Annotated in this window: 25 protein-coding genes and 1 pseudogene; 1 reads left to right on the plus strand and 25 read right to left on the minus strand. The window is 72.8% G+C overall.

Annotation, left to right across the window (positions count from 1 at the left end; all coding sequences use genetic code 11):
* Nucleotides 1–96 precede the first annotated feature (96 nt).
* The 24 genes and pseudogenes from OG715_RS10980 to arc form a co-directional block, all read right to left on the minus strand.
* On the minus strand, nt 97–813 hold the full coding sequence (locus OG715_RS10980) for a GntR family transcriptional regulator (RefSeq protein WP_043471943.1): 717 nt from the start codon (nt 811–813) through the stop codon (nt 97–99).
* A 429-nt stretch (nt 814–1,242) separates the two neighbouring features.
* Nucleotides 1,243–2,265, minus strand: a complete 1,023-nt coding sequence (locus tag OG715_RS10985) for an ornithine cyclodeaminase family protein (protein WP_407660963.1) — start codon at nt 2,263–2,265, stop codon at nt 1,243–1,245.
* Entirely contained in the window at nt 2,262–3,329 is a 1,068-nt protein-coding gene (locus OG715_RS10990) for a proline racemase family protein (protein ID WP_266275110.1), read from the minus strand. Before OG715_RS10990 ends, OG715_RS10985 begins: the two co-directional genes overlap by 4 nt.
* Nucleotides 3,329–4,702: an aldehyde dehydrogenase family protein gene (locus OG715_RS10995; RefSeq protein WP_407661100.1), complete on the minus strand. Its 1,374-nt coding sequence runs from the start codon at nt 4,700–4,702 to the stop codon at nt 3,329–3,331. Before OG715_RS10995 ends, OG715_RS10990 begins: the two co-directional genes overlap by 1 nt.
* Before the next feature lie 168 nt (nt 4,703–4,870).
* The gene (locus OG715_RS11000; protein ID WP_266275106.1) at nt 4,871–5,875 is read right to left on the minus strand and encodes a proline racemase family protein; all 1,005 of its coding nucleotides are present in this window, start codon (nt 5,873–5,875) and stop codon (nt 4,871–4,873) included.
* Nucleotides 5,876–6,041: 166 nt separating this feature from the next.
* Complete coding sequence (locus tag OG715_RS11005) at nt 6,042–6,905, minus strand: dihydrodipicolinate synthase family protein (RefSeq protein WP_380304285.1); 864 nt, start codon at nt 6,903–6,905, stop codon at nt 6,042–6,044.
* Between the two features lie 179 nt (nt 6,906–7,084).
* Nucleotides 7,085–8,590 (minus strand): FAD/NAD(P)-dependent oxidoreductase, encoded by a 1,506-nt coding sequence (locus OG715_RS11010; RefSeq protein WP_266275102.1) that lies wholly within the window; start codon nt 8,588–8,590, stop codon nt 7,085–7,087.
* 4 nt (nt 8,591–8,594) lie between these two features.
* A complete protein-coding gene (locus OG715_RS11015) occupies nt 8,595–8,915 on the minus strand; it encodes a (2Fe-2S)-binding protein (RefSeq protein ID WP_030299963.1) in 321 nt (106 codons plus the stop codon).
* A gap of 276 nt (nt 8,916–9,191) precedes the next feature.
* A complete protein-coding gene (locus OG715_RS11020; RefSeq protein ID WP_266275100.1) occupies nt 9,192–10,361 on the minus strand; it encodes an NAD(P)/FAD-dependent oxidoreductase in 1,170 nt (389 codons plus the stop codon).
* 195 nt (nt 10,362–10,556) lie between these two features.
* Entirely contained in the window at nt 10,557–11,447 is an 891-nt protein-coding gene (gene tatC, locus OG715_RS11025) for a twin-arginine translocase subunit TatC (protein WP_407661101.1), read from the minus strand.
* Between the two features lie 121 nt (nt 11,448–11,568).
* Entirely contained in the window at nt 11,569–11,913 is a 345-nt protein-coding gene (gene tatA / locus OG715_RS11030; protein WP_266275096.1) for a Sec-independent protein translocase subunit TatA, read from the minus strand.
* Between the two features lie 189 nt (nt 11,914–12,102).
* Nucleotides 12,103–12,282 carry a hypothetical protein gene (locus OG715_RS11035; RefSeq protein ID WP_266275094.1) on the minus strand — a complete coding sequence of 60 codons (180 nt, stop codon included), beginning with the start codon at nt 12,280–12,282 and terminating at the stop codon, nt 12,103–12,105.
* Nucleotides 12,283–12,392: 110 nt separating this feature from the next.
* Entirely contained in the window at nt 12,393–12,599 is a 207-nt protein-coding gene (locus OG715_RS11040) for a hypothetical protein (protein ID WP_231977872.1), read from the minus strand.
* 27 nt (nt 12,600–12,626) lie between these two features.
* A complete protein-coding gene (locus tag OG715_RS11045) occupies nt 12,627–13,583 on the minus strand; it encodes a helix-turn-helix transcriptional regulator (protein WP_266275092.1) in 957 nt (318 codons plus the stop codon).
* Between the two features lie 89 nt (nt 13,584–13,672).
* Nucleotides 13,673–14,623 (minus strand): annotated as a pseudogene (locus OG715_RS11050) (helix-turn-helix transcriptional regulator); the annotation flags it as partial.
* Nucleotides 14,624–14,814: 191 nt separating this feature from the next.
* On the minus strand, nt 14,815–15,213 hold the full coding sequence (locus OG715_RS11055; protein WP_266275090.1) for an FKBP-type peptidyl-prolyl cis-trans isomerase: 399 nt from the start codon (nt 15,211–15,213) through the stop codon (nt 14,815–14,817).
* Between the two features lie 130 nt (nt 15,214–15,343).
* Entirely contained in the window at nt 15,344–16,657 is a 1,314-nt protein-coding gene (locus OG715_RS11060; RefSeq protein ID WP_266275088.1) for an FKBP-type peptidyl-prolyl cis-trans isomerase, read from the minus strand.
* Nucleotides 16,658–16,991: 334 nt separating this feature from the next.
* The gene (locus tag OG715_RS11065; protein ID WP_266275086.1) at nt 16,992–17,984 is read right to left on the minus strand and encodes an FKBP-type peptidyl-prolyl cis-trans isomerase; all 993 of its coding nucleotides are present in this window, start codon (nt 17,982–17,984) and stop codon (nt 16,992–16,994) included.
* 215 nt (nt 17,985–18,199) lie between these two features.
* The gene (pafA, locus tag OG715_RS11070; RefSeq protein WP_266275084.1) at nt 18,200–19,561 is read right to left on the minus strand and encodes a Pup--protein ligase; all 1,362 of its coding nucleotides are present in this window, start codon (nt 19,559–19,561) and stop codon (nt 18,200–18,202) included.
* A gap of 122 nt (nt 19,562–19,683) precedes the next feature.
* Complete coding sequence (gene prcA / locus OG715_RS11075; RefSeq protein WP_266275082.1) at nt 19,684–20,451, minus strand: proteasome subunit alpha; 768 nt, start codon at nt 20,449–20,451, stop codon at nt 19,684–19,686.
* Nucleotides 20,452–20,482: 31 nt separating this feature from the next.
* Complete coding sequence (gene prcB / locus OG715_RS11080; protein ID WP_266275080.1) at nt 20,483–21,322, minus strand: proteasome subunit beta; 840 nt, start codon at nt 21,320–21,322, stop codon at nt 20,483–20,485.
* Nucleotides 21,323–21,505: 183 nt separating this feature from the next.
* On the minus strand, nt 21,506–21,724 hold the full coding sequence (locus OG715_RS11085; RefSeq protein ID WP_030299936.1) for a ubiquitin-like protein Pup: 219 nt from the start codon (nt 21,722–21,724) through the stop codon (nt 21,506–21,508).
* 174 nt (nt 21,725–21,898) lie between these two features.
* Nucleotides 21,899–23,410, minus strand: coding sequence for a depupylase/deamidase Dop (gene dop / locus OG715_RS11090; protein WP_266275078.1), 1,512 nt, complete (start codon nt 23,408–23,410; stop codon nt 21,899–21,901).
* Between the two features lie 217 nt (nt 23,411–23,627).
* Nucleotides 23,628–25,394, minus strand: coding sequence for a proteasome ATPase (gene arc, locus OG715_RS11095; RefSeq protein ID WP_266275076.1), 1,767 nt, complete (start codon nt 25,392–25,394; stop codon nt 23,628–23,630).
* A 290-nt stretch (nt 25,395–25,684) separates the two neighbouring features.
* On the opposite strand from arc, the gene OG715_RS11100 reads away from it, so the two are divergent.
* Nucleotides 25,685–25,981, plus strand: coding sequence for a ferredoxin (locus OG715_RS11100; RefSeq protein WP_380310244.1), 297 nt, complete (start codon nt 25,685–25,687; stop codon nt 25,979–25,981).
* A gap of 47 nt (nt 25,982–26,028) precedes the next feature.
* On the opposite strand, the gene OG715_RS11105 is transcribed toward OG715_RS11100, so the two are convergent.
* Nucleotides 26,029–26,634 carry a hypothetical protein gene (locus OG715_RS11105; protein ID WP_051756198.1) on the minus strand — a complete coding sequence of 202 codons (606 nt, stop codon included), beginning with the start codon at nt 26,632–26,634 and terminating at the stop codon, nt 26,029–26,031.
* Between the last annotated feature and the right edge of the window lie 116 nt (nt 26,635–26,750).

Consider the following 26,750-nt stretch of genomic DNA (forward strand, 5'->3'; position numbering starts at 1 on the left):
GTTCTCCTTGCTGCCGATGTCGGGAACATCATCGTAGAACCCGGAATCGATACCCCACCCGGTCACGACGAATTCCCCCGAACGGGTGGTTCACCCCTACCGGGCGCGCAGGCGCAGGCCGGTGCGGGACTCCTCCTCCGCCGCCTCCTCCTGGCCCTCCGCCCACAGGGAGCGGACGTGGCTGAGGTGGCGGGTCATGCAGGACTCCGCGGCCGGGGCGTCGCCGGCGATCATCAGGTCCAGCAGCTCCAGGTGCTCCTCCGCCGAGGAGACCAGCTCGCCGCGCTCGGCCAGCCGGTTGAGGCCGTAGAGGCGGGAGCGCTTGCGCAGGTCGCCGACGACCTCGACCAGGCGGGAGTTGCCGGCCAGGCCGAGCAGGTCGAGGTGGAACTGGCGGTCCGCCTCCAGGTAGCCGATGAGGTCCTGCTTGCCGGCCGCGACGACGATCGCCTCGGCCTGGGGCCGCAGAGCCTCCAGCTGCTCGGGGGTGGCGGTGCGGGCGACCCGGCCGACGGTCGGGACCTCGATCAGGGCGCGGATCTCGGTGAAGTCGTCGAGGTCCCGCTCGGTGAGCTCGGTGACCCGGAAGCCCTTGTTGCGGACGGCCTCGACCAGTCCCTCGCGGGCAAGGTCCAGCATGGCCTCGCGGACGGGGGTGGCGGAGACGCCGAAGTCGGCGGCCAGGGCGGGCGCGGAGTAGACGACGCCGGGGCGCAGCTCGCCGGAGATCAGGGCGGCTCGCAGGGCGTGGGCGACCTGGTCGCGCAGCCGCTCCTGGACGGAGATCAGGGTGCGGGGTTTGAGGTCGGCCATGGTGTTCCTCCGGTGAGTGCAGAACACCAGCGTACAATGTCACGTTACGTTGAGTGTGCAACATTCCGTGATTTCGAACGACCAGTCAGCGCACGGCATCCATGGTCGGACCCCATGGTGGCAGGGCTGCCGCCCGCTGACAACGGTCGGCGGCCGAACTCCTCGATTCCGTCACTCCGCTCCCCCGTGACCGAACGGGCCGGACCGGTCGCACCGGACCCGCCGTACCCACCGCCCCCGGCCGGAACGCGAAAAAGCGGCCGGCGTGGCGGGGGATCCCTTCCCACCACGCCGGCCGCAACTCCGGCCGACACAACGACGACCAATCCCCGTCCTAGGTAACGGACTTGGGGACGGGTACCGACACAGCGCCGAGCGCCGGTACCCGACTGGCCGGGTCCCACAGCAGACCTGTGCCGACCGGAAGCCCTATCGGCCCGCCCCGCGCCGGTGCACCTCGGCCGCGACCGCGAGGTCCTGCCAGGCCATCCCGACACTCTTGAAGAACCTCGGCCGGTCGGCCGGCACCGGGGCCTCGCCCCGCACCAGCTCGGCCAGGTTCCACAGCGGGTCGGCGCCGGTCACGCCCGCCATCAGCAGGTCGCCGGCCTCCCGCAGCGCGGCGGCCCTGGCCTCCACGTACAGCGCGGACCGGCCTACCAGCACCTCGTCCACCTCGCGGGCGTCCACCTCGTGCGAGCCGACCGCGGCCACCGCCGCGTGGTCCGGCACCAGCGCGCCGTCGAACAGCGGCGTGCGCGCGGTGGTGCAGCAGACCACCAGGTCCGCCCCCGCCACCTCGGCCGAGGTGCCGACGGCGGCCTCCAGGCCGAGCCCCCGGGCGTACCGGACCAGCGCCTCGGCCGGCTCCGCGCTGCGGGCGACCACGGTCACCCGGGTCAGCCGGCGGACGGCGAGCAGGGCGTCCAGGTGCCCGTACGCCTGCGGGCCCGAACCGAACAGCACCAGGTGCTCGGCCTCCGGCACCGCCAGCCGGTCCAGCGCGACGGCCGTGACCGCGGGGGTGCGCAGCGAGGTGAGCGCGATGCCGTCCAGCAGCGCGACCGGCTGCAGGGTCGGACCGTCCAGCAGCAGGTAGCCGCCGGTGATCCGGGGCAGCCCGACGGCGGGATTGGCCGGCGCGACACCGGCGATCTTCACCCCGACGTAGGCCGTGGAGGCGGCCGGCATCATCAGCAGTTCCCCGGCCGGGACCGGGATCGCCGAGCGGGCGGGGGCGGCCTCCGGGTCGAGCCCGTCGAGCAGCACCCCCTCGATCGCCCGCGCCGCCTCCGCAGGCGTCAGTCCGACCGCGCCGGTCGGCAGCACCGCCGGCCCGGTGGTCGGCCCGACGGCCGGGGCGGCGGCGGGGGCGGAGCCCGGCGCGGCGGGCCGGAGCGGCTCGGCCGCCACGCCGGGCGGTTCCGGGGCGGTCCGCAGGTCGCCGCTCACAGCAGGAATCCCGCGCCGAGGGTGTCCTGCGGGTCGAGCACGAAGCGGTGCTCGCCGGTGCGGTGCGCGGTGCCGGTCACCTCGGTGACCACTCCGTCGCCCCACGGGTCGCCGCCGGGCAGGACCCGTCCGCCGAAGACCGTGCCGACGATCGACTCGTGCCGCAGCTCCTCGCCGGGGGCGAGCCGCCCCTCGGCGGCCAGCACGGCCAGCCGGGCCGAGCTGCCGGAGCCGCACGGCGAGCGGTCGATCTGGCCGTCCGCGAAGACGGTGACGTTGCGCTGGTTCAGCGCGCCGTCCACCGACGGGAGCTCGTCGAACAGGATGACGCCGTAGACGCCGGACAGCCTCGGGTCCACCGGGTGCCGCACGGCCGGGGAGTCGGCCAGCGCGGCCCGGATCTCCCGGCCGACCGAGGTGAGCTCGGGCAGCCGGTCGAGGGTCACCGAGAGTCCGAGGGCCGAGGCCGGCACCGAGACGTAGCAGGCGCCGGAGTGGGCGACGGCCACCTCGACGGTGCCGCGCGAGGTCTCGACCGGGAGCTTCAGCTCGCTCACCCAGGAGGGCACGTTGCGGAAGGTCACCCCGGTGGTCCGTCCGGCGGCCCGGTTGACCAGCGCGGTGACCCGGCCGGACGGCACGTCGATCCGGACCCGGGCGACGCCGTAGTCGGGCGCGGCGACCAGCCCGGAGTCGACCGCCCAGGCGCCGAGCGCGATGGTGCCGTGGCCGCAGGCGGTCGAGTAGCCGTCCTTGTGCCAGAACAGCACGCCGAGGTCGGCCTCGTCGTCGTCCGGCGGCACCAGGAAGCCGCCGTACATGCCGGCGTGGCCGCGCGGCTCGCGGGTGAGCAGCTGCCGGATGTCGTCCAGCGGGCCCGGCCGGGGCGCGGTGGCGGTGCCGCCGGCCCCGATCGCGATCGCCCGCCGCTCGGCGACGGTGTCGCCGGGGATGACGGGCGCGCCGCCGACGACGATCCGGAACGGCTCGCCGGCCGTGTGGTAGTCGACCGTGTCGACGTGCACCGCCGCGGGCGCCTCCCGGTCGGGGAGGTCCGTCGTCATCAGGCGCCTCCGCCCGGCAGCAGGGTGACGGTGCGGCTCTGGGTGTAGAAGTCCAGCGCGGCCTGCCCCTGCTCGCGGGCACCGTGGCTGGCGCCCTTGGCGCCGCCGAACGGCAGGTGGAAGTCGACGCCGCTGGACGGCGCGTTGACCCGGATCATGCCGGCGTTCAGGCGGTCGGCGGTGGCGAGCGCCGCGTCCAGGTCCCGGGTGTGCACCGAGGCGGACAGCGTGTACGGGGTGTCGTTGGCGAGCGCGATCGCTTCGTCCAGGTCGGCCGCCGCGTGCAGCACGGCGATCGGGCCGAAGAACTCCTCGCGGCTCAGCGGGTGCTCGTCCGGGACGCCGGCGACCAGGGTCGGCTCCAGGTACCAGCCGTTCCGGGCGGGCGCGCCGCCACCGGTCAGCACCTCGGCGCCGGCCTCCCGGGCGGAGTCGACGGCCGCGGTGATCTCGTCCCGGGTGGCCTCGTTGATGACCGGCCCGCAGGAGGTGCCGTCGACCTGGCCGAGCGCCTTGACCAGGGCGGCGCGCAGCGGCTCGTAGGCTTCGCCGACCGCGACGACCCGGCTGGTGGCGGTGCACTTCTGCCCCGCGTAGCCGGCGATCGCGTTGGCGAGGTGGGCGGCGGCCTGGTCGATGTCGGCGTCCGGCAGGACGATCGCGGTGTTCAGCCCGCCGAGCTCGGCCTGGATGGGGATGCCGCGGTCCGTGGCGGTGCGGACGACCTGGCGGCCGACCCCGGTGGAGCCGGTGAAGGAGACCACGTCGGCCGCGCCGACCAGGGTGCCGCCCTCGGCGCCGCCGCCGGGCAGCACGGTGAAGACGTCGGCCGGCAGCCCGGCCTCGGCGACCAGCTCGGCCAGTCGGCGGGCGCAGCCGATCGCCTCCGAGGAGGGCTTGAGCACCACGGTGTTGCCGACGGCCAGCGCCGGGGCGGCCTTCCAGGTGGGGATCGCCAGCGGGAAGTTCCAGGGGGTGACCAGACCGGCGACCCCGTACGGGCGGCGGCGGGTGAGCAGCAGGCCGGGACCGCCGGCGGTCTCGTGCACCTCGCCGGAGGCCGCGAACGGCGCCTGCGCGTAGTAGCGCCAGATCGCGACGGTGCGGGCGACCTCGCCGCGCGCCTCGGCGATGGGCTTGCCGACCTCGCGGACGACCAGCTCGGCCAGCTCCTCGGCGTGCGCCTCGACGACCGAGGCGATCCGGGTGAGCGCGGCCGAGCGGCCGCCGGCGCCGGCGGCGAGCCAGCCGGGCTGGGCGGCGCGGGCGCGGGCGACGGTGGCCAGGACGGCCTCGGCACCGGGGGCGGGCGCCTCGGCGACGAGGTCCGCGGGGTCGGCGGGGTTGTACGAACGGATCGTCACTGCAGGCAGCCCTTCGGGGGTTTCGACGGGTGTTCGGAGCGGGTCGGACGGCAGGTCCCGCGGCGGTCGGCCGGCCCCGGGACGGGGGGCCGGCCGGCCGCGGGACCGGGGTGGGGCGGGGCGGGACCGGGGTGGGGCGGGAGGCCGGTGCGGATCAGCGGGCCGGAGCGGGCCGGATCAGAGCAGGAAGCCGGCCGGGAACGGGTCGCTGGGGTCGAGGAAGTACTGGGCGGTGCCGGTGATCCAGGCCCGCCCGGTGACGGTCGGCACGACGGCCGTCCGCCCACCCACCTCGGTCTCCTCCACCAGTCGCCCGATGAAGGTGGTCCCGATGAAGGAGTCGTTGCGGAAGTCGCGGTCCAGCGGCAGCTCGCCGCGGGCGTGCAGCTGGGCCATCCGGGCCGAGGTGCCGGTGCCGCAGGGCGAGCGGTCGAACCAGCCGGGGTGGATGGCCATCGCGTGCCGGGAGTGCTCGGCGGTCGAGCCGGGGGCCAGCAGCTGCACGTGGTGGCAGCTGTGGATGGACGGGTTCTCCGGGTGCACCGGCCGGTCCGGGCTCGCGTTGATGGCGTCCATGAGGGCGAGGCCCGCGTCCAGGATCTCCTGCTTGCGCTCCCGCTCGAACGGCAGGCCGAACTCCGCGAGCGGCAGGATCGCGTAGAAGTTGCCGCCGTACGCCAGGTCGTAGGTCACCGTGCCGTAGCCGGGGACCTCGATCTTGCGGTCCAGCGCCTCCGAGTACGAGGGCACGTTGCGGATGGTGACCGCCGTGGCCGCGCCGTTCTCGACCGCGACGTCCGCGACCACCAGGCCCGCCGGGGTGTCCAGCCGGACGGTGGTGACCGGTTCGACGACCGGCACCATACCGGTCTCGACCAGCACGGTGGCCACGCCGATGGTGCCGTGGCCGCACATCGGCAGCAGGCCGGTGACCTCGATGTAGAGCACGCCGAAGTCGGCGTCCGGCCGGGTCGGCGGCTGCAGGATCGCGCCGCTCATCGCGGCGTGGCCCCGGGGCTCGTACATCAGCAGGGTCCGGAAGTGGTCCAGGTGCTCCTGGAAGTGCGTCCGGCGCTCGGCCATGGTGGCACCGGGAATGACACCGAACCCGCCGGTGATGACCCGGGTGGGCATGCCCTCGGTGTGCGAGTCGACGGCGTGGAAGACGTGACGGCTGCGCATCTGCTGACGCTCCGTGGGTGGGGAGATGGCTGGCTTCGTCGAGGCCGGGACGGTCCGGACGGGGGTGGACCGGCGGGGCCGGAAAGTGGCCCGGAGGCCGGCTGCCCCCGCAGCCGGCCGTCCCGGACACTCGGAACCGGGAATCCGGTTCGGGTCGTGCTTCGGATCAGGCGAGGCCCTCGGCCAGCGCCTTCTCGGTGGCCGCGCGGACGGCCGCCTCGATCTCCGGCGTCAGCGGCAGGCGCGGCGCGCGGGTCGGACCGCCGGGGCGGCCGGCGATGTCCATGGAGAGCTTGATCGCCTGGACGAACTCGGTCTTGGAGTCCCAGCGCAGCAGCGAGTGCAGCGACTTGTACAGCGGCAGCGCGGTGTTCAGGTCGTGCGCGATCGCGGCCTTGTACAGCGCGGCGCTCGCCTCCGGCAGGGCGTTCGGGTAACCGGCGATCCAGCCGACGGCGCCGGCCAGGGCCAGCTCCAGCAGCACGTCGTCGGCGCCGATCAGCAGGTCCAGGCCCGGGGCCAGCTCCGCGATCTCGTAGGCCCGGCGGACGTCGCCGCTGAACTCCTTGACCGCGACGATCGAGCCCTCGGCGTGCAGCTGGGCGAGCAGCGTCGGGACCAGGTCGACCTTGGTGTCGATCGGGTTGTTGTAGGCGACGATCGGCACGCCGGCCTTGGCGACCTCGGCGTAGTGGCCGCGGACGGCGTCGTGGTCGGCCCGGTAGGCGTTCGGCGGCAGCAGCAGCACGGAGCCGGCGCCGGCCTCGGCGGCCTGCTCGGCCCAGCGGCGGGACTCGGCGCTGCCGTAGGCGGCGACACCGGGCATCACGCGGGAGCCGTCGCCGGCGGCCTCGACCGCGACCTCGACGACCTTGGCGCGCTCCTCGGCGGTCAGGGTCTGGTACTCGCCGAGCGAGCCGTTGGGGACGACACCGTCGCAGCCCGACTCGATCAGCCAGCGGACGTGGTCGGCGTACGCGTCGTAGTCGACGGAGAGGTCCGGGCGCAGCGGGAGCGTGGTGGCGACCATGATGCCGCGCCAGGGCCGGGTGGTGTCGTGCGAGATCTGGGACACGGATGACTCCTTGGTGAGGTGTGACATTTTATTAGAAGGCGCGCGGTGGAGACAAGAGCCACCACCGGGCGTTTTCGGTCGGATTCGGACCGACCGGCCGACGGGAGCGGCCGGTCCGTCCGATCCGGCCGGTGCTACCGGTCCTGCCGGTCGTCCTGGTGGTCCTGGTGATCCTGATGGCCCTGATGGTCCTGGCCGACCCGGTGACCCGGGTCGGCCATGTCGTCCCGCTCGGCCGCGAGTTGCCCGAGCGGAACGGGGCAGGAGAACGGCCGGCTGTCCGGCCGGACCTCGGCCCGATCGTCGCCGCCCGCCAGGCAGGCCACCGCCGGACCGCACATCCGGCCCTGGCACCAGCCCATCCCGGCCCTGGTCAGCAGCTTGACGGTGCGCGCGTCGGCCGCGCCCAGCTCGTCCACCGCCTCCTTGATCCGCCCGGCCGGGACCTCCTCGCAGCGGCAGACATCGGTGTCCTCCCGCAGCCAGTCGGTCCAGCCCGGCCCCGGCCGGTGGGCGGCGGCCATCAGCTCGGCGAAGGCCCGCAGCCGGGAGCGCCGGCGCAGCAGCGCGGTCCGGACCGGCCGCTCCGCGACCGCGTGCGCCGCCAGCTCGCCCTCGGCGATCGCGAGGTCCGCGCCGCCGACACCGCAGGCCTCGCCGGCCGCCCAGAGCCCGGGCACGGTGGTCCGCAGGCGGGCGTCGACCTTCAGCGCGGCCGTTCCGTCGGGGGTGGTCCTGGTGGCCGCGCCCAGCTCGGTGGCCAGCTCGATCTGGGGGATCAGACCGTGGCCGACGGCGAGCGCGTCGCAGGCGATCCGCCGCTCACTGCCGGGCACCGGACGCCACTCGGCGTCCAACCGGGCCACCGTGACGGCGGTGACCCGGTCGGTGCCGTGCGCCTCGACCACCGCGCTGCGCGGCCGCAGCCGGACGCCGTGGCGCAGCAGCGCCGAACCGTGCCCGGCGCCCTCGACCAGCTTGGCCGGGACAGCGGCCAGCACGCCGGGGCGTCGGGCGTACCCGAGGTACGCAGTGGCCTCCACCACGGCCGGCACCTCGGCGCCGGCCGTGACCAGGGAGGAGGCCGCCGCGAGCAGCAGCGGGCCGCTGCCCGCGACCACGATCCGCCGGCCGGGCAGCACCAGGCCGGCCTTGAGCATGGCCTGCGCGCCGCCCGCGGTGACCACCCCGGGCAGGGTCCAGCCGGGGAAGGGCAGCTGCCGCTCGTACGCGCCGGTGGCGAGCAGGACGGCGGCGGCGCGGACGGTGGTCCGGTCGTCGGCGTCCGGGCCGGTGGTGGCGTGCAGCCGCCAGTCGCCGTCCCCGGCCCGCTCCAGCGCCCAGACCTGGTGGCCGGTGAGCAGCTCGACGCGGCCGGCCGCGCGGTGGGCGGCGAGCCGGTCGGAGAGGCCGGTGTAGACGGACCAGCCGTGGTGCAGCCGGTCGGGGCGGGCGGCGCCGAGGCCGGGCGCGGGGTGGCGGTAGAACTGCCCGCCGGTGCTGCGTCCGGCGTCGACCAGGACGCAGCGCAGACCGAGGTCGGCGGCGGTCACGGCGGCGGCGAGGCCGCCGGGGCCGGCGCCGATCACCGCGAGGTCGTGGAACGGACCGCCGCGGCCGTGGGCTCCGGGGGACTGCACGGGCTCAGACTTCGAGGTCGGCACGGCCGTGGCCCTCCTGGGTGGTGACGGTGGTGCCGGGCTCGGCCGGCAGCAGGCAGGTGCGCTGGTTGGGCCGCCCGTCGACGGTGGCCAGGCAGTCGAAGCAGGCGCCGATGCCGCAGAACGCCCCGCGCGGCTTCCCGCCGACCCGGGTGGTGCGCCAGGCGAGCACGCCGTCGGCCCAGAGGGCGGCGGCGATCGTCTGCCCGGGCAGCGCGGGCACGGGCCGACCGTCGAACTCGATGGTGTGGGCGGGCCCGGGCTCGGCCCGGACCAGCTCCGCGGGGGTGCGGGTACGGCGCATGGGTGGGGGTTCTCCGTTCAGCTCACGAGCCGATCGTGGGATTGTCGGGGGCTCCGGCAGGCACCTGCCCCGGCGGGCGCTCGGCCCCGTCGGGCGCACGGTCCGTCGGGCGCACGGTCCGTCGGGCGCGTGCTCCGTCGGGCGCGCGGCCCGGCGGACACACGCGGTCCCGCCGGCACACGCCCCTCCGGGTACGCGGCCTTCCGGGGTGCCCGTCCTGCGGGTGGTGTCCACGCACTTTGCAAAGTGCACTTTGCAAAGTGTGCGGCACCCCCCTCAGGCCGCGGCGTCCGCCGCCGGGAAGCGGTCGGGCCGGAAGGGCGCGAGGTCGCGTTCGGGGTCCTTGCCGGTGAGCTGCTGGGCGATCAGCGCCCCGGTGCCCGGGGCCAGCCCGATGCCGGCGCCCTCGTGGCCGCAGGCGTGGTACAGACCGGGCACCCGGGGGTCGGCGCCGATCGCGGGCAGGTGGTCCGGGAGGTACGGACGGAAGCCCCGGTAGGCGCGCATCACGTTCACCCCGGCCAGCACCGGGAAGAGCGCGGCCGCCTGGGCCGCCAGCCGGTGCAGCACCTCGACCGAGAGGGTGCGGTCGAAGCCGACCCGCTCGCGGCTGGCACCGATCAGCACCGGCCCGCCCGGCGTGCCCTCGACCACGGCCGAGGTCTGCAGGGCGGCCGAGCCGCTGGCCACGTCGGCGACGTAGTCGGCGGCGTAAACCTTGTGCCGGACGATCCGCGGCAGCGGCTCGGTCACCAGGACGAACCCGCGCCGCGGCAGTACCGGCAGCCCGACACCGGCCAGTGCGGCCAGCTCGCCGCCCCAGGTGCCGGCGGCGTTGACCACGGCGGCCGAGTCCAGCCGCCGCCGCTCCGTCTCGACCCCGCGAACGGCACCGTCGGCACCGATCCGCAGCGCCCGGACGGCCTCGCCGGTGTACAGCCGGGCACCCGCGCGGCGGGCGGCACGCAGCAGGTGGGCGGCGGCCAGGGCGGGCTGGACCTGGGAGTCCTGGGGGTAGTGGAATCCTCCGGCCAGCCCCGGAGCGAGGTGCGGCTCCAGTTCGCGGAGCCGCTCGCCGGGGATCTCCTCGGCGAGGACGCCGGAGCCGGCCTGCCCGGCCGCGAAGGCGCGCAGCGCCTCCTGCCGTTCGGGCGTTCCGGCGACCACCAGGCCGCCCTTGTCCTCGTACTCGACGTCGGCGCCGAACTCGGCGGCGAGTTCGCGCCAGAGTCCGCCCGAGTACAGGGCGAGATCGAGTTCGGGACCGGGCTCCTTGTCGGAGACGAGCAGGTTTCCCTCGCCGGCGCCGGTGGTGCCGCCGGCGACCGGGCCGCGGTCGACGACGTCGACGGCGAGCCCGGCCCGCGCGGCGTAGTACGCGCAGGCGGCGCCGACGACGCCGGCTCCGACCACCACGACGTCCGGGAGTCTCTGTGAGTGGGACACGGCAGTAATATGTCACATGCCATCGAACCTGCCAAGACTGCCCCGGGTACGAACGGGCGAGTCGCACCAAAAAGCCCCGGCCCACCGCAAAACGGCGGGCCGGGGCTCCCGGCATTCGGATCACCGCGACCGTCGCGGTCGGTGCGCCCCGGCCACCGGCGGCGGATCGCCGGCGGCCGGATCACCCCCGACGGATCAGGTGATGTCGTCCATCTGCTCGTGCCGCGCGGCCGGCACATGGCCGGAGGCGCTCGGCGTGGCGGAGGCCTCGATCGCCTCGGCCCCGGCGACCGGTGCCACCGACAGGTCCACGTGCGAAGCCTCCTCGTCGTCCAGCGCGAGGTCCGGGTTGCGCCGGGCCCGGCGCCGGTCGTTCAGCATCGCCACACCGACCGCGACGAAGTACAGGCCCCAGATCGGCGCGGCCAGCGCCAGCATGCTCAGCGGATCGGCACTCGGCGTCGCGAAGGCCGCGAACACGGTGATGCCCATCACCATGCCGCGCCACCAGCCGAGCAGCCGCTTGCCGGTGACGACGCCGACCAGGTTCAGCATGACCAGCAGCAGCGGGAACTCGAAGGCCAGGCCGAACACCATCACCAGCCGGGTGGCGATGTCGAAGTAGTCCGCCGGCGGCAGGATCGGCACGGTCTCGTTCGGGGTGAACGAGATCAGGACCTCGACGGTCAGCGGCAGCAGCAGGATCGCCAGCGTCACACCGGCCAGGAACAGCGGCGCACCGCACAGCATGAAGATGACGGTGTACTTGCGCTCGTGCTTGTGCAGTCCGGGCGCCACGAAGGCCCACAGCTGGTACAGCCAGACCGGGACGGTCGCGACCACACCCGCGGTCAGGGCGACCTTGAGCATCCAGTTGAAGCCCGCGGTCAGACCGATGGTCGAGACCTGCGCGCAGCGGCCCTTGGTGGACGCGATCGTGTCCGGGGTGCACTGCGGCAGCGGCTTGAGCAGCAGTGTCTCGATCTGCTTGTGGAAGATCAGCGCGACGATCGTGAACAGCACGATCGCCAGGACCGACTTGACCACGCGGTTCCGCAGTTCCCGCAGGTGGTCGGCGAGGGCCATCCGCCCCTCGGGATCCTTGGCCGCCTTCGGCGCCTTCGTGAGCTTGCTCAACCCCGGTCCTCAACTTGTGCGTCGGGGCCCGCCGGTCGACGGGCCCCCAGTGGTGGCGTGTGCCGCGCGCTCAGCGCGCCCCGCCCTCCGGGGCGGAGTGACTCGCGGACTGGCCCGCGGACTGAGCCGCAGACGGACCCGCGGACTGTCCGGCGGACGGCTCGCTCACCGGACGGGCGCTCGCCGAGGCCCCCGGGGCGGACTGGATGGTCTTCGCCGCGACGCCTTCGGCCGCCACCGGGGCGGGCGCGGCCGGGGTGTCGGCGGAACCGTCGGTGCGCATCGCCTTGGCCTCGCTCTTGAGGATCCGGGCCGACTGGCCGAGCGAGCGCGCCAGGTCCGGCAGCCGCTTGGCGCCGAAGAGCACAATGGCAATGACCGCGACCACCAGGATCGCGGTGAACGAGACCCGCATGCTCGACCACCTTCAGTTTCGGCGGCACCGACCGGGCCGCTCGCTGCGGGGATGGTAACCGCTGCGGATGACACCGTGACGACGGCCGCCCGACAGGACAGCGGCCCCCCGTTCGCATTCAGGAGCCATCTGAGAGCGTAACGCGCCCCTACGGCCGAGCAGCAGCCCCCCGCGTCCGAGGTCCCGGGCTCAGGGCCGGGCCGCCGCCGAGGCCGCGAGCTCCTCGGCAGCCTCGGCGAGTGCCCGGGAGGCCGTGTCCACTCCCTCGGCCAGCGCCCGCACGTCCAGCCAGAGCCGGACCGCGAGGACGCCGAGCACCAGCAGACCGGCGGTGGTGAGGAGGACTGCGGCGACGGGCATCCAGGACATGGCCCCACCCTATCGGCCCGCCCGCGCCCCGCGGAGCGCTGCCCGGACCCGGCAGTGCGCCGCGCGGACGCCGCGGTGCGCCGGGCGGACCGCGGTGCGCCGGCCCCGGTTCACTGCTCCGCCGGCACCAGCCGCATGGTCCGCACCCCGGCCTCGGTCAGCGCCGCGACGATCTTCTCCCCGGCCGGCTTGCGCACCGCCGCCCCGCACAGCGGGCAGGAGAAGCTGTAGTGCGTCCGGTCCGCCGTCCGGCCGAAGGTCAGCCGGAACCCCTCGGCGGGCACCTCGACCTTCTCCCGGCACTCGGAGCAGTACACCTTGAATCTGGTACCGGGCTCCACGGCTCAGACCAGCCCGTCACCGTAGTGCGCGAGCGCCTCCAGCGCCGCGGCCCGCGCCTGCTCGACGAGCGCCGGCGGGGAGACGATCCGCCCGTCCCGGCCCAGCCGCAGGGCCAGCGGGCGCAGCTGCGAGGGGTCGGCGCTGCGCAGGGTGATCCGCAGTCCGCCGTCGGGCAGTTCCTCGGCCCGGTCGTGGGTGTAGTACTCGGCGACCCAGCGCCCGCCGGAGGAGACCTCGACGACGACCTCGGGGTCGTCGGCGGAGGGGTTGACCAGCCCGCCGGAGAGGTCGCGCGGCTCGCGCTTGGGCGGGTCGGCGGGGACGTCCAGGACCTTGATCTCGGCGACCCGGTCGAGCCGGAACATCCGGTGGTCCTCGGAGGTCCGGCACCAGGCCTCGAGGTAGGTGTGGCCCTCGGTGAGCAGCCGGATCGGGTCGACCTCGCGCTCGGTCATGCCGCCGCGCCCGTGCGAGTAGTAGCGCAGCCAGAGCCGGCGGCCCTCGCTGAGGGCGCGGTCGATGTCGGCGAAGACGTGGCTCTCGGCCTCGAAGGTGACGCCGACCCGGGCGCTGCCCTCGGCGTTCTCCCCCGCCGCGTTCTCGATCTTGGCGACGGCCCGGGTGAGGGCCTCGCGGTCGCCGGCCCGCAGGCCGGGCAGGCCGGCCACGGCGCGGGCGGCGACCAGCAGGGCGGTCGCCTCGTCGGCGGCGAGGCGCAGCGGCTGCGCGACGTCGTCGACGTTGTGCCACCAGATCCGCTCGCCGTCGGTGTCGATGTCGAGCAGGTCGCCGCCGCGGAAGCTGGTGCCGCACATCGGGAGCACGTTGAGGTCGCCGATGAGTTCGCGCTCGCTGATGCCGAAGGCGCGGGCGACCTCGGCCACCTCGGCGCCGGGGCGCTCGCGCAGGTAGGTGACCAGCGAGAGCATCCGCCGGGTCTGGTCGATCGCGTTGCTCATGCCCGCACGTCCTCGGTCTCGGTCCTGTCCACCCCGGCGGTCCCCGCCGGCCCGGCGCCGGCGACCCCGGCAACCACCACGCCGGCACCGGCCACCGCGCGCAGCCGGTCGACGACGTCCGCCCGCAGGTCCTCGGGTCCGACGACGAGCACGTCGGGCCCGAACTCGGCGAGGTCGGCGCCGAGCCCGTTGCCGAAGGGGATGTCGAGTTCGTCCCAGCCGTCGTCGATCCGGCGGGTGCCGAGCGCCTTGGTGCGCAGCGGGAAGCCGGCGCCGCGGCGGACCCGGACGACGGCGGTGGCGGTGGCGCCCTCGCCGGCGAACTCGGCGACGGTGGCGCGGACGTCGACGTGCTCGGGCACGGTGCCGAGGAAGGCGCCGGAGCGGGCGCGGACCTTGCCGGTGATCCGGCCGAGCCGGAAGACCCGGGCGGCCTCGCGGTCGCGGTCCCAGCCGGCCAGGTACCAGTGGCCGCGCCAGCATTCCAGGGCCCAGGGCTCGACGCTGCGCTGCTGGGCGGCGGCGGCGCCGGCCTTGCGGTACTCGAAGGTGACCGGGCGGCGGTCGCGGGCGGCGGTGAGCAGCGGTTCGAACGCGGCCTCGCGGGCGGGGATGCGCGGTTCGAGGACGGGTCGGCCCTCGGTCTCGGTGAAGGGGACGCCGGCGGCGCGCAGCTTCTGGAGGGCGCCGCTGGCGGCGCCGGACATCTTGGCCTGCTGCCAGACGCGGGCGGCGAGGGTGAGCGCGGCGGCTTCCTCGGCGTCGAGGGCGATCTCCGGCAGGCGGTTGCGGTCGGCGCGGGCGAGGTAGCCGAGTTCGCCGTCGAGGGCGTTCTCGTCGACGTCGATGACCAGTCCGAGTTCGCGCAGGTCGTCCTTGTCCCGCTCGAACATCCGGTTGAAGGCTTCCTCGCTGCTGTGCTGCCAGGCTTCGCGGTAGGCCTCGATGGATTCCCGCAGCTCCTTCTTGGAGAGCGGACGTCTGGTGTTCATCAGGCACAGGGCGAGATTCATCAGCCGCTCTGCCTTGGCGATCGCCATCGCTGACCCTTCCGGTGTGCCGCGCCGCGCGCGGGGTGTGCCCGCCGGGGCGTCGTGGACCCGGCGGGACCGACCGTACCGGTAGCGGTACGCGGTGCAAAAGCCGAGCCGGGGAACGACCGGGGCCGCACCCCGCGGAGGGGGTGCGGCCCTGGTGGTCGGCGTGCTCGGACGCCGATCGGTCAGCGTGCTCAGACGCCGATCAGGTCGACCACGAAGATCAGGGTCGAGCCGGCCGGGATGGCCGGGGTCGGCGACTGGTTGCCGTAGCCCAGGTGCGGCGGGATGACCAGCTCGCGGCGGCCGCCGACCTTCATGCCGGCGACGCCCTGGTCCCAGCCCTTGATGACGCGGCCGCCGCCGAGCGGGAACTTGAAGGTCGAGCCGCGGTTCCAGCTGGCGTCGAACTCCTCGCCCGTCGCGAAGGTCACGCCGACGTAGTGGACCTCGACGACCTGGCCGGGCTTGGCCTCCTCGCCGGTGCCGACCACGATGTCGCGGATCTTCAGCTCGGTCGGCGCGTCGCCGACCGGGAAGTCGATCTCGGGCTTGCTCACTTGATGCCTCGTTTCACGGTTGGTTCGGTCCATGACCAAGCGGCGGGCGCCCGCACCTCGGTCCGTTTCCCGGACCACGGTACGGGCGCCCGCCGCCCGTCCGGGTCCGGCCACGCGGCCGGACCCGGAGGTCACACGCACACCATTGTCACCCGAAAGTGAATCAGCCCTGACCCGCGTCGAGGATGTCGACGACGAAGACCAGCGTGGAGTTGGCCGGGATGTCGCCCTGGGCCTGGTCCTTGTAGCCGAGGGAGGCGGGGATGACCAGCTCGACGCGGCTGCCGATGGTCTGGCCCTCCAGGCCCTGGTCCCAGCCGGCGATGACCTGGCCGCCGCCGAGCGGGAAGGAGAACGCCTGGCCCTTGCTGAGCGAGGAGTCGAAGACCTTGCCGTCCTTGAACAGCGCGCCGGTGTACTGGACGAGGATCTTCTCGCCCTTCTCGACCTTGCGGCCCTCGCCCTTGATCAGGAGGTGGCTCTTGAGCTCGGTCGGGTCGGCCGCGCCGGGCACCGGGGTGATGTCGGCGGGCTTCTTGCCGTTGTCCTTGACCTGCGGGAAGTCCGCGGGCGGCGGGGTCACGGTGCCGCTGACGACGGCGTCGGGGGCGTTGCTGTTGCGGATGTCGATGACGAAGACCAGGTTGTCCTTGGCCCCGATCGACATGCTGGGGTTGCCCTGGGCGCCGAAGGCGGCGGCCGGCGGGGCGACCACGAGCAGGCGGGAGCCGGCCTTCTTGCCGACGACGGCCTGGTCGAGCGCCGGGATGAGGGCGTCGGTGCCGGCCTGGAAGATCTGCGGCTTGCCCTTGTCGTCGTACGAGGACGGGATGTCCTTGCCGGTGTTCCAGTCCTTGCCGGTGTAGTCGACCGAGGTCCAGGAGTTCTTCTCGACCTTGGGGCCGCTGCCCTCGGAGAGGACCTTGACCACGAAGCTGCCGTCGGCCTGGTCGGCGGGCGGCACCTCGATGGTGGCCTTCTTGCCGAAGTCGCCGGTGACGGTCGGCAGCACCTTGGCGCTGTCCTTGATCGGCGGGACGGGGTCGGCGGTCGGCGTGGCCGGGGCGGACTTGGCGGTGTCCGGCTTGGCGGCGGCGCTGTCGTCGGAGGAGCCGTCCTTGTTCACCAGGTACAGGGTGACGGCGCTGCCGGCGAGCAGGACGCCCAGGACGGTGCCGAGGATCACACCGAGCCGGCCGACGCTGCCGGGGTTCTCGTCGTACCCGGCTTCGGAGCCGTCCTGGCGGCGGACGGTGGACGCGAAGATCTGCGGGACCTCGTCGGTCTTGGTCCCTCCCGTCCGCGGCGCCTCGTCGGTGCCGCCCCAGCCGGCCTGCTGCCGCAGGATCGCCGGGGGGACGATGATCGACTCGCCGTCGCCCGGGAGCGGGCCGCCGGGCCGCGAGTCGGCCGGGTCTCCGACGGAGTTACCGTGCGCGGTGCCGGACCCGCCCGGGCTCGACTCTTTCTCAGACATGACTCCCCATCCATCTCACCACGAGGTATTCGAGGTCTACGGCCGGCGTGGTGGCGCCGGGGTGCTGTCGCACTGCCCGCCCGGACCCCGGACGCCGGCGGCGCCTACCACAGTGCGAGGGCAGTATGACAGGTCAGGATGAGGGCGGGCGCTTCCGTGTGCGAGCGCCCGCCCAAGCGTACGGAATCCCCCGGGGCCGAAACCAGCCCGCGTGAAGGATCTTCGCATTCCCCGTGCCCGGAGCGGTCCGACGGAAGGCTCCGCCGGAAAGCCCCGAGGGGCGGCCCGACGGGGCGGACCCCGACTCCGCCGGACGGATCCGACGGGGCGGACGCTAGACGGCTTCCAGGATGTCGATCACGAAGACCAGCGTGGAGTTGGCCGGCACGGCACCCTGCGCCTGGTCCTTGTACCCGAGGGCCGGCGGCACCACGAGCTCGACCCGGCTGCCGACGGTCTGCCCGACCAGGCCCTTGTCCCAGCCCTCGATGACGCTGCCGGTGCCGATCTGCAGGGCCTGCGCCCCGCCGTGGCTCCAGGAGGAGTCGAACTGCTGGCCGTTGGCCCACAGCACCCCGGTGTACTGCACGACCAGGGTCTGCCCGGACTTGACCTGCTTGCCCTCACCCTTGATCAGCACGGCCTGCTGGAGCTCGGTCGGCGGGGCCTGCCCGGCCGGCACGGTGATGGTGACCGCGGCCTTGCCGTTGTCCTTGACCTGCGGCAGGTTGGCGGGCGGCTGCGTCATGGCGCCGGAGAGCGTGGCGTCCGGCGGCAGGCTCTCCATGATGTCCAGCACGAAGACCACGGTGTCACCGCCGGCGACGCCGAGCTGGGTGCTGCCCTGGGTGCCGAACGCGGCGGCGGGCGGGGCGACGACCAGCAGCCGGCTGCCGACCTTCTTGCCGATCACGCTCTGGTCGAAGGCCGGGACCAGCTGCCCGCTGCCCGCCTGGTAGAGCTGCGGCTTGCCGCCGGAGTCGTAGGAGCTGGGCAGGTCCTTGCCGGTGGTCCAGTCCTTGGCGGTGTAGTTGACCGTCACCCAGTCGCCCTTGTTGACCGTGGAGCGGTCGCCCTCGCTGACGGTGTTCACCACGAACTGACCGCTGGGCTGCTGGCCCTCGGGGATGGTGATGGTGGCCTTGCTCCCGAAGCCCCCGCCGGACAGGGTCGGCATCGGCGAGGCCTCGTTCACCGGGGCAGGCACGGTGGGCGCGGCACTGGGCGACGCGGTGGGCGTGGCCTGGCTGACAGGCTTGGTGGAACTGCTGCAGGCCACCGCCAGCAACAGGGGCAGGGTGACTAGCAACCCGGCGGTGCGGCGCACGGCTTTCCTCACTGTCGGTCAAAGTCGGCTCTCCGGACCCGGCTCCGGACTCGACGGACAGCGTATGCGCAGACGGTGTCCGGTCCCGGGAGGCACCACCGGGACCGGACACCGCGAAGATCACATCGGCGGGGTTGCCGCTCCCCCGCCGCCGCACGTCAGCGGCACCGGTCGGACCCCGGCGCCGCGCCGGTCGGCTGCCGGCGCTCCCACCGTCACATGCCGGCGATGAGCTTCTCCACCCGCTCGTCGACGGACCGGAACGGGTCCTTGCACAGCACGGTGCGCTGCGCCTGGTCGTTCAGCTTGAGGTGCACCCAGTCGACGGTGAAGTCGCGGCGCTGCTCCTGCGCCCGGCGGATGAAGTCGCCGCGCAGCCGGGCCCGGGTGGTCTGCGGCGGGATCGACTTGGCCTCGAAGGTCTTGAGGTCGGTGGTGACCCGCAGCGCCTGGTTCTTGGCCTGGAGCAGGTAGAACAGGCCGCGCCGACGGTGGATGTCGTGGTACGCGAGGTCGATCTGGGCGACCCGCGGATTGCTCATGCTCATCTGGTGCTTCTCGCGGTAGCGCTCGATGAGCTTGTACTTCATGATCCAGTCGATCTCGGTGGCCACGTCGTCCAGCCGCTCGGTCTTCACCGCCTCCAGGGTGCGGCCCCACAGCTCCAGGACGCGGGCGATGGTGCCGGTGTTGATGCCCTTGCGGTCGGCGAACTCCAGCGCCTTGGTGTAGTACTCCTCCTGGATGTCCAGGGCGCTGGCCTCCCGGCCGTTGGCGAGCCGGACCTGGTGGGTGCCGGTGAGGTCGTGGCTGACCTCGCGGATCGCCCGGATCGGGTTCTCCAGGGTGAGGTCGCGCATGACCACGCCGGCCTCGATGAGCCGGAGCACCAGGTCGGTGGAGCCCACCTTGAGCAGGGTGGTGGTCTCCGACATGTTGGAGTCGCCGACGATGACGTGCAGCCGGCGGTAGCGCTCGGCGTCGGCGTGCGGCTCGTCGCGGGTGTTGATGATCGGGCGGGAGCGGGTGGTCGCGGAGCTGACGCCCTCCCAGATGTGCTCGGCCCGCTGGCTGACGCAGTAGACCGCGCCGCGGGGGGTCTGCAGCACCTTGCCGGCGCCGCAGATGAGCTGCCTGGTCACCAGGAACGGGATCAGCACGTCCGCCAGCCGGGAGAACTCGCCGTGCCGGGCCACCAGGTAGTTCTCGTGGCAGCCGTAGGAGTTCCCGGCCGAGTCGGTGTTGTTCTTGAACAGGTAGACGTCCCCGGCGATGCCCTCCTCGTGCAGCCGCCGCTCGGCGTCCACCAGGAGGCCCTCGAGGATGCGCTCGCCCGCCTTGTCGTGCGTCACCAGCTCGGTGACGTCGTCGCACTCGGGGGTGGCGTACTCGGGGTGGGAGCCCACGTCGAGGTAGAGGCGGGCACCGTTGCGCAGGAACACGTTGCTGCTGCGGCCCCAGGAGACTACGCGGCGGAAGAGGTAGCGGGCCACCTCGTCCGGGGACAGCCTGCGCTGCCCGCGGAACGTACAGGTGACGCCGTACTCGTTCTCCAGCCCGAAAATTCGGCGGTCCATGGGCCATCCATTCTCTGATGGGAGCTGTCCGAAACCGCCTCCGCGGCGCCGACCGGGCCGCCGCAGGGGCACCGGGGTCCCCGCGGCGGACGTCGCCGGCCGCCGCGGGGACCCCGCAGGCACTACTGGTCGGAGTCGCCCGGCGGGGTGGCCGCCGGCTTCTCCTCGTCGTCCGTCTCGGCGGACTGGTCGCCGTCGAGCAGCCGGGCGAGCTGGCCGCCCAGGATCCGCTTGAACTTGCGCTGCTGGAAGCGCTCGCGGTCGAGGACCGCCACCTCCAGCTGGTCGGGGGTGAGGGTGCGCGGGCTGCCGCCATTGGGGTCGCGGGCGAGCGAGTCCACGGCGACCTTGATGGCCTCGGTGAGCGAGAACCCGGCCCGGTGGCGCGTACCGAGGTAGTTGCCGATCGAGTCGGCGTTGCCGCCGACCACCACGTAGTTCTTCTCGTCGACGACCGAGCCGTCCGGGGTGAGCCGGTAGATCTGGTCGTCCTCGGTGCTGCGGCCGACCTCGGCCACGATCAGCTCGACCTCGTAGGGCTTCTCGCCGACCGAGGAGAAGATCGTGCCGAGCGTCTGGGCGTAGACGTTGGCCAGGCCCCGGGCGGTGACGTCGGCCCGGTCGTAGGTGTAGCCGCGCAGGTCGGCGTAGCGGACGCCGCCGATGCGCAGGTTCTCGAACTCGTTGTAGCGGCCGACCGCCGCGAAGGCGATCTGGTCGTAGATCTCGGACACCTTGTGGAGCGCCCGGGAGGTGTTCTCGGCGACGAAGACGATGCCGTCGGCGTAGGTGAGCACGACCACGCTGCGACCACGCGCGATGCCCTTGCGGGCGTACTCCGCGCGGTCCGCCATGGCCTGCTGGGGGGAGACGTAGAACGGTGTCGACACCGGCGGTCGTCCCTTCCTTCTCGGTTGACGGCTAGAGCAGCGGGGCCTGGGGCCCGTTGGGGTGGGTCAGGCGCTGGTCGGTGATGGACACGGCGATCGCGGTGACCTCCGCCTCGGTGAGCCGGCGGAAGCCGTCCTCGGTGATCAGCGAGACGATCGGGAAGATCCTGCGGGCCAGGTCGGGGCCACCGGTCGCGGAGTCGTCGTCGGCCGCGTCGTAGAGGGCCTGGACGACCATGGTGGACACCTGCTGGGCCGTCATGCCCTCGCGGTAGAGCTTCTTCATCGAACCCTTGGCGAAGACCGAGCCGGAGCCGGTGGCGGCGAAGCCGCGCTCCTCGGAACGGCCGCCGGTGACGTCGTAGGTGAAGATCCGGCCGCGGCCCAGGTCGACGTCGTAGCCCGCGAACATCGGGACGACCGCGAGGCCCTGCATCGCCATGCCCAGGTTGCCCCGGATCATGGTGGTCAGCCGGTTGGCCTTGCCCTCCAGGGAGAGGACGGCGCCCTCGATCTTCTCGTAGTGCTCCAGCTCCAGCTGGAACATCCGGACCATCTCGATCGCGAGGCCGGCGGTGCCGGCGACGCCGACGGCGCTGTACTCGTCGGCGGGGAAGACCTTCTCCATGTCGCGCTGGGCGATCACATTGCCCATCGTCGCGCGGCGGTCACCGGCCAGGACCACGCCGCCGTCGAAGACCGCGGCGACGATGGTCGTCCCGTGCGGGGCCTCGATGACGCCCTCGGGCAGGCGCTGCCGCCCGGGGATCAGCTCGGGCCGGTGGGCCTCCAGGAAGTCGAGGAACGACGAGGACCCCGGGGTGAGGAAGGCAGCCGGTAGACGCCCGGTGCCACGAGTGTTGGCTTCCACACGATTCCTTCCAGGTAGCTTGAAGCGCGCACTGCCCGACCCTATCGGCCGGGCGATCACTGTCCAGCGGACCCGTGGGCCGGACCGGGCGGACGGACGGCTCGTGCCGCCCGTCCGCCGTCATCGGTCGCGGCCGTGAATTCCCGGAATGTCCACCGGGCGCCCGGCCGGTTTCCGGTCCGGTTACTGTCCGCCCTTTTGCACGAACTGCCGCACGAAATCCTCGGCGTTCGATTCCAGGACCTCGTCGATTTCGTCCAGAACCGCGTCGACGTCGTCGCTCAGCTTTTCCTGGCGTTCCTTGAGCTCGTCGGAATTCTGCGCTTCCGCGGCCTGCTCCTCGACCTCCTCGGAGGAGCGGTTCGCCCGCTGCTGGCCGCCGCCGGTGTCCTTGCTCGCCATTTACCTCACCCCGCTCGATCATCTGGCACGGTTTGGTCGCTGCTTGCTGCATCGACCCTATACACAAGCTGCGACAACCCGCTTCCGGTTTGCCGGTGGCGCTTCCTGTCCAACACCCGCCGTCCCCCCGGATGATTCCCATTTGCCCGGGCTTCACCCGTGGTGATCGAAAAGTTACCCGCCGGCGAGTACCCGCAGCAGGTCCTCCGCCGTGCGGCAGCGGTCCAGCAGCGCCTTGACGTGGTTGCGGGTGCCGCGCAGCGGCTCCAGGGTGGGGACCCGCTGCAGCGAGTCCCGGCCCGGAAGGTCGAAGATCACCGAGTCCCAGGAGGCCGCCGCGACGTGCTCCGCGTACTGCTCCAGGCAGCGCCCCCGGAAGTACGCCCGGGTGTCCTCCGGCGGCTTGGTGACGGCCCTGACGACCTCTTCCTCGGTCACCAGCCGGTCGAACCGGCCACGGGCCACCAGGCGGTTGTAGAGGCCCTTCTCGGGCCGCACGTCGCTGTACTGGAGGTCGACCAGGGCGAGCCGCGGATTGTCCCACTCCAGCCCGTCCCGGTTGCGGTAGCCCTCCAGGAGCTCCCGCTTGGCGATCCAGTCCAGCTGCCGGGAGAGCGACATCGGGTCCCGCTCCAGCCGGCCCAGCACGTCCTCCCAGCGGGCCAGCACGTCCACGGTCTGCTCGTCGGCGTCGGTGCCGAAGCGGTCCTCGACGTACTTGCGGGCCAGCTCGAAGTACTCCAGCTGGAGCTGGACGGCGGTGAGCCGGCGCCCGCTGCGCAGTGTGACCAGATGCTTCAGCGAGGGGTCGTGGGAGATCCGGTGCAGGGTGCGCACCGGCTGGTCGACGGCCAGGTCGGAGGTGATGAAGGCGTCCTCGATCATGGCCAGGACCAGCGAGGTGGTGCCGAGCTTGAGGTAGGTGGAGATCTCGGAGAGGTTGGCGTCCCCGATGATCACGTGCAGCCGGCGGTACTTCTCGGCGTCGGCGTGCGGCTCGTCCCTGGTGTTGATGATCGGGCGCTTGAGGGTGGTCTCCAGTCCGACCTCGACCTCGAAGAAGTCGGCGCGCTGGCTGATCTGGAAGCCGTGCGCGGAGCCGTCCTGCCCGATCCCGATCCGGCCGGCGCCGGTGACCACCTGGCGGGAGACGAAGAACGGGGTGAGGTGGCGGACGATGTCGGCGAACGGGGTCGCCCGCTTCATCAGGTAGTTCTCGTGGGTGCCGTAGGAGGCGCCCTTGTTGTCGGTGTTGTTCTTGTACAGGTGGATGGTCTGCCCGTTGGGCAGTTCCAGGGCGCGCTGTGCGGCTGCCGCCATGATCCGTTCGCCGGCCTTGTCCCAGAGCACGGCGTCGCGCGGGTTGGTCACCTCGGGCGAGCTGAACTCGGGGTGCGCGTGGTCCACGTAGAACCGCGCGCCGTTGGTGAGGATGACGTTGGCGAGGCCGATGTCCTCGTCGGTCAGCTGGCTGGCGTCGGCGATGTCCCGCGCGAGGTCGAAGCCCCGGGCGTCCCGCAGCGGATTCTCCTCCTCGAAGTCCCAGCGGGCCCGTCGGGCCCGGTGCATCGCCGCCGCGTACGCGTTGACGATCTGGGACGAGGTGAGCATGGCGTTGGCGTTGGGGTGCCCGGGCACGGAGATCCCGTACTCGGTCTCGATGCCCATCACGCGCCGTACGGTCATGCGGCCCTCCTTGCCCCGGTGCGCCGCCCCCGACGGACGGCACACGCTGACGTACCGCTGATCAACACCGACGCCGGGCCGTCTGCCCGCGAACGGTGGGTCGAGCCTAGAACGCCGTACCGACCGGCGGGCCCCGAGACGCGCCGTCCGGCTGCGGGGCCGCGAGGCGCCACAGCCGGACGGGGTACGTGCGTTCCGGAGGTCCGGGGCGGAGCGGTTACAGGTACTGTCCGGTGTTGGCGACAGTGTCGATGGAGCGGCCGGACTCGGCGCCCTGCTTGCCGGTGACGAGGGTGCGGATGAAGACGATCCGCTCGCCCTTCTTGCCGGAGATGCGGGCCCAGTCGTCCGGGTTGGTGGTGTTGGGCAGGTCCTCGTTCTCCTTGAACTCGTCGACGCAGGCGTTGAGGAGGTGGGAGACGCGCAGGCCGCGCTGGCCGTGGTCGAGGTAGTCCTTGATGGCCATCTTCTTGGCCCGGTCGACGATGTTCTGGATCATCGCGCCGGAGTTGAAGTCCTTGAAGTACAGGACCTCCTTGTCACCGTTGGCGTAGGTGACCTCCAGGAAGCGGTTCTCCTCGGTCTCGGAGTACATCCGCTCCACCACGGACTGGATCATGGCGGCGACGGTGGCCTCCAGCGAGCCGTCGTGCTCCTTGACGTCGTCGGGGTGGAAGGGCAGCGAGCCCTTGAGGTACTTGGAGAAGATGTCCTTGGCGGCCTCGGCGTCGGGGCGCTCGATCTTGATCTTGACGTCCAGGCGGCCGGGCCGCAGGATCGCCGGGTCGATCATGTCCTCGCGGTTCGAGGCGCCGATGACGATGACGTTCTCCAGGCCCTCCACGCCGTCGATCTCGGCGAGCAGCTGGGGGACGATGGTGTTCTCCACGTCCGAGCTGACGCCGGAGCCGCGGGTGCGGAACAGCGACTCCATCTCGTCGAAGAACACGATGACGGGGGTGCCCTCGCTCGCCTTCTCGCGGGCGCGCTGGAAGACCAGGCGGATCTGCCGCTCGGTCTCGCCGACGTACTTGTTGAGGAGCTCGGGGCCCTTGATGTTGAGGAAGTAGCTCTTCCCCTGGGGCCGGCCGGTGACCTCGGCGACCTTCTTGGCCAGCGAGTTCGCGACCGCCTTGGCGATGAGCGTCTTGCCGCAGCCGGGCGGGCCGTAGAGCAGGACGCCCTTGGGCGGGCGCAGCTCGTACTCCTTGAAGAGGTCGGCGTGCAGGTAGGGCAGCTCGACCGCGTCGCGGATCTGCTCGATCTGGTTGGCGAGGCCGCCGATCTGGCGGTAGTCGATGTCCGGGACCTCTTCGAGGACGAGCTCCTCGACCTCGGACTTCGGCACGACCTCGTAGACGTAGCCGGAGCGCGGTTCCAGCAGGAGGGCGTCGCCCGTGCGCAGGGTGATGTCGCGCAGGGGTTCGGCCAGGCGCACCACCCGCTCCTCGTCGGTGTGGCCGACGACCAGGGCCCGCTCGCCGTCCTCCAGGACCTCCTTGAGGGTGACGAGGTCGCCGATGCTCTCGAAGGCCATCGCGTCCACGATGTTGAGGGCCTCGTTGAGCATGACTTCCTGGCCGCGCCGCAGTTCGTCGAGGACGACGTTGGGACTGACGTTCACACGGAGCTTGCGGCCACCGGTGAAGATGTCGGCGGTGCCGTCCTCGTTGGAGCTGAGGAACACACCGAATCCGGCCGGGGGCTGTGCCAGCCGGTCCACTTCCTCCTTGAGGGCCACGATCTGGTCGCGGGCCTCACGCAGGGTGGAGGCGAGCCGTTCGTTCTGGGCGGTCACGCCGGCCAGGTTGGTCTGGAGCTCGACGATCCGCTCTTCGAGGATTCTCGAATTGCGCGGCGAGTCGGCGAGCTTGCGGCGCAGTCCGGCGATTTCCTGCTCAAGGTACGAGACCTGAGCGGCCTCGTCGGAACCACGAGCGGGCCTGCCGGTGCTGCGGTTGTAGTCGTCATCGTGGGCTGCCACGGTCCTCACCTCCTCCGGGGAGCTGGACGCTTCCAGACCCTACCTGGGACCAGGGGTCCGTAAACCCCTAGATCAAGAAAGATGGAACGGGCGTGTCCGATCTTCGCCCTCGCGTGCTTCCCCTCTGCTAGGGGGATACCCACCGCGCACCGGCCAAAGCGGACCAGATGTATCGTCGGGCGAGTCGATATCCGATCGCGACCGACGCCCGAGGTCCGATCGTTGTACGAATGGCGGGAATGCCCCAGGACGGGGCGTCCCGGGACAGAAACGGCGGACGAAACATGTCGGTGAACGGGACGACGGAGGCGGCCGAGCCGCTGGAAGTCTGGATCGACCAGGACCTGTGCACCGGCGACGGCATCTGCGTGCAGTACGCGCCGGAGGTCTTCGAGCTGGACATCGACGGCCTCGCCTACGTGAAGGGCGAGGACGACGAGCTGCGCCAGCAGCCGGGCGAGAGCGTGCCGGTGCCGCTGACGCTGCTTCAGGACGTGGTGGACTCGGTGAAGGACTGCCCCGGCGACTGCATCCACGTGCGCCGGGCCAACGACCGGGTCGAGGTCTTCGGGCCCGACGCCGAGTAGGCCGGGGCCCGGCTCCGGGCGGGCGCGGGCCCGACGCCGCGTGGACGCTAGGTGAGGGCCAGTGGGGCGGCGGTCTGGGAGCGGTCCCAGGCGCCGCCCTTGTGCGTCCAGGTGAGGTCGAGCGAGATGTCGGGGGCGAAGCGCGGCACCTCGTCGCTCGAATACCCCTGCGCGTGGCCGGTGATGGCGCCGTCCGAACGCAGCGCGAGCCGGCTGACGATCAGGTTCTCGCGCTCCGAGAGCAGGGTGGCGAGGACGGCGGGACGGCCGCCGGGACCGGGGCCGAGCAGGAAGACGCCGTCGGGCGGGGTGCCGTTCCCGGCCGCGCAGTGCGCGGCGGCGACGGTGCCGGGCCGGCCGTCGCCGAGGTCGGCGGCGAAGCTGACGGCTATGGTCACCGGGAACGGCCCGCAGTCGAGCGGGAGTTCGGCCCGGGCCGGATCGGGCGCGGCGGCCGCGGGCAGGGCCCTGGGGGTGGGCCGGGCGGGCCCGGTGGTGCCGCCGGCGGGGCCGGCGGCGAGTGCGGCCGCCACCACGGCGGCGCAGCCGCCCACCGCGACGCCCCAGTGCCAGGGGGTGGTGCGCCCCCGACCGGGGCCGGTGCGGCCCGTCGCGGTCCGCTGTCCAGCCGTCGTCCCGACCGCGGTCTCCACCAGGCGTCCCCTCCAGTGGTCTGTGTGAGCGAGCATCGTCCCACACCGGGGCGGCCGGGAGGTGTCCGGGTGCGCGGGAACGCGGGAGGGGTGGTACGGCGATGCCGTACCACCCC

This window comes from Kitasatospora purpeofusca (genome assembly GCF_036010405.1).
In the GTDB taxonomy this organism is placed as follows: Bacteria; Actinomycetota; Actinomycetes; order Streptomycetales; family Streptomycetaceae; genus Kitasatospora; species Kitasatospora purpeofusca.

What these genes read in the sequence shown, in the direction of transcription:
- OG715_RS10980 (WP_043471943.1), bottom strand. Translation starts at nt 813, where the DNA reads ATGGCCGACCTCAAACCCCGCACCCTGATCTCCGTCCAGGAGCGGCTG.
- OG715_RS10990 (WP_266275110.1), bottom strand. Translation starts at nt 3,329, where the DNA reads ATGACGACGGACCTCCCCGACCGGGAGGCGCCCGCGGCGGTGCACGTC.
- OG715_RS11000 (WP_266275106.1), bottom strand. Translation starts at nt 5,875, where the DNA reads ATGCGCAGCCGTCACGTCTTCCACGCCGTCGACTCGCACACCGAGGGC.
- OG715_RS11005 (WP_380304285.1), bottom strand. Translation starts at nt 6,905, where the DNA reads ATGGTCGCCACCACGCTCCCGCTGCGCCCGGACCTCTCCGTCGACTAC.
- OG715_RS11015 (WP_030299963.1), bottom strand. Translation starts at nt 8,915, where the DNA reads ATGCGCCGTACCCGCACCCCCGCGGAGCTGGTCCGGGCCGAGCCCGGG.
- tatC (WP_407661101.1), bottom strand. Translation starts at nt 11,447, where the DNA reads ATGGCCCTCGCCGACCACCTGCGGGAACTGCGGAACCGCGTGGTCAAG.
- tatA (WP_266275096.1), bottom strand. Translation starts at nt 11,913, where the DNA reads ATGCGGGTCTCGTTCACCGCGATCCTGGTGGTCGCGGTCATTGCCATT.
- OG715_RS11035 (WP_266275094.1), bottom strand. Translation starts at nt 12,282, where the DNA reads ATGTCCTGGATGCCCGTCGCCGCAGTCCTCCTCACCACCGCCGGTCTG.
- OG715_RS11045 (WP_266275092.1), bottom strand. Translation starts at nt 13,583, where the DNA reads ATGAGCAACGCGATCGACCAGACCCGGCGGATGCTCTCGCTGGTCACC.
- OG715_RS11055 (WP_266275090.1), bottom strand. Translation starts at nt 15,213, where the DNA reads ATGGACCGAACCAACCGTGAAACGAGGCATCAAGTGAGCAAGCCCGAG.
- OG715_RS11060 (WP_266275088.1), bottom strand. Translation starts at nt 16,657, where the DNA reads ATGTCTGAGAAAGAGTCGAGCCCGGGCGGGTCCGGCACCGCGCACGGT.
- pafA (WP_266275084.1), bottom strand. Translation starts at nt 19,561, where the DNA reads ATGGACCGCCGAATTTTCGGGCTGGAGAACGAGTACGGCGTCACCTGT.
- OG715_RS11085 (WP_030299936.1), bottom strand. Translation starts at nt 21,724, where the DNA reads ATGGCGAGCAAGGACACCGGCGGCGGCCAGCAGCGGGCGAACCGCTCC.
- dop (WP_266275078.1), bottom strand. Translation starts at nt 23,410, where the DNA reads ATGACCGTACGGCGCGTGATGGGCATCGAGACCGAGTACGGGATCTCC.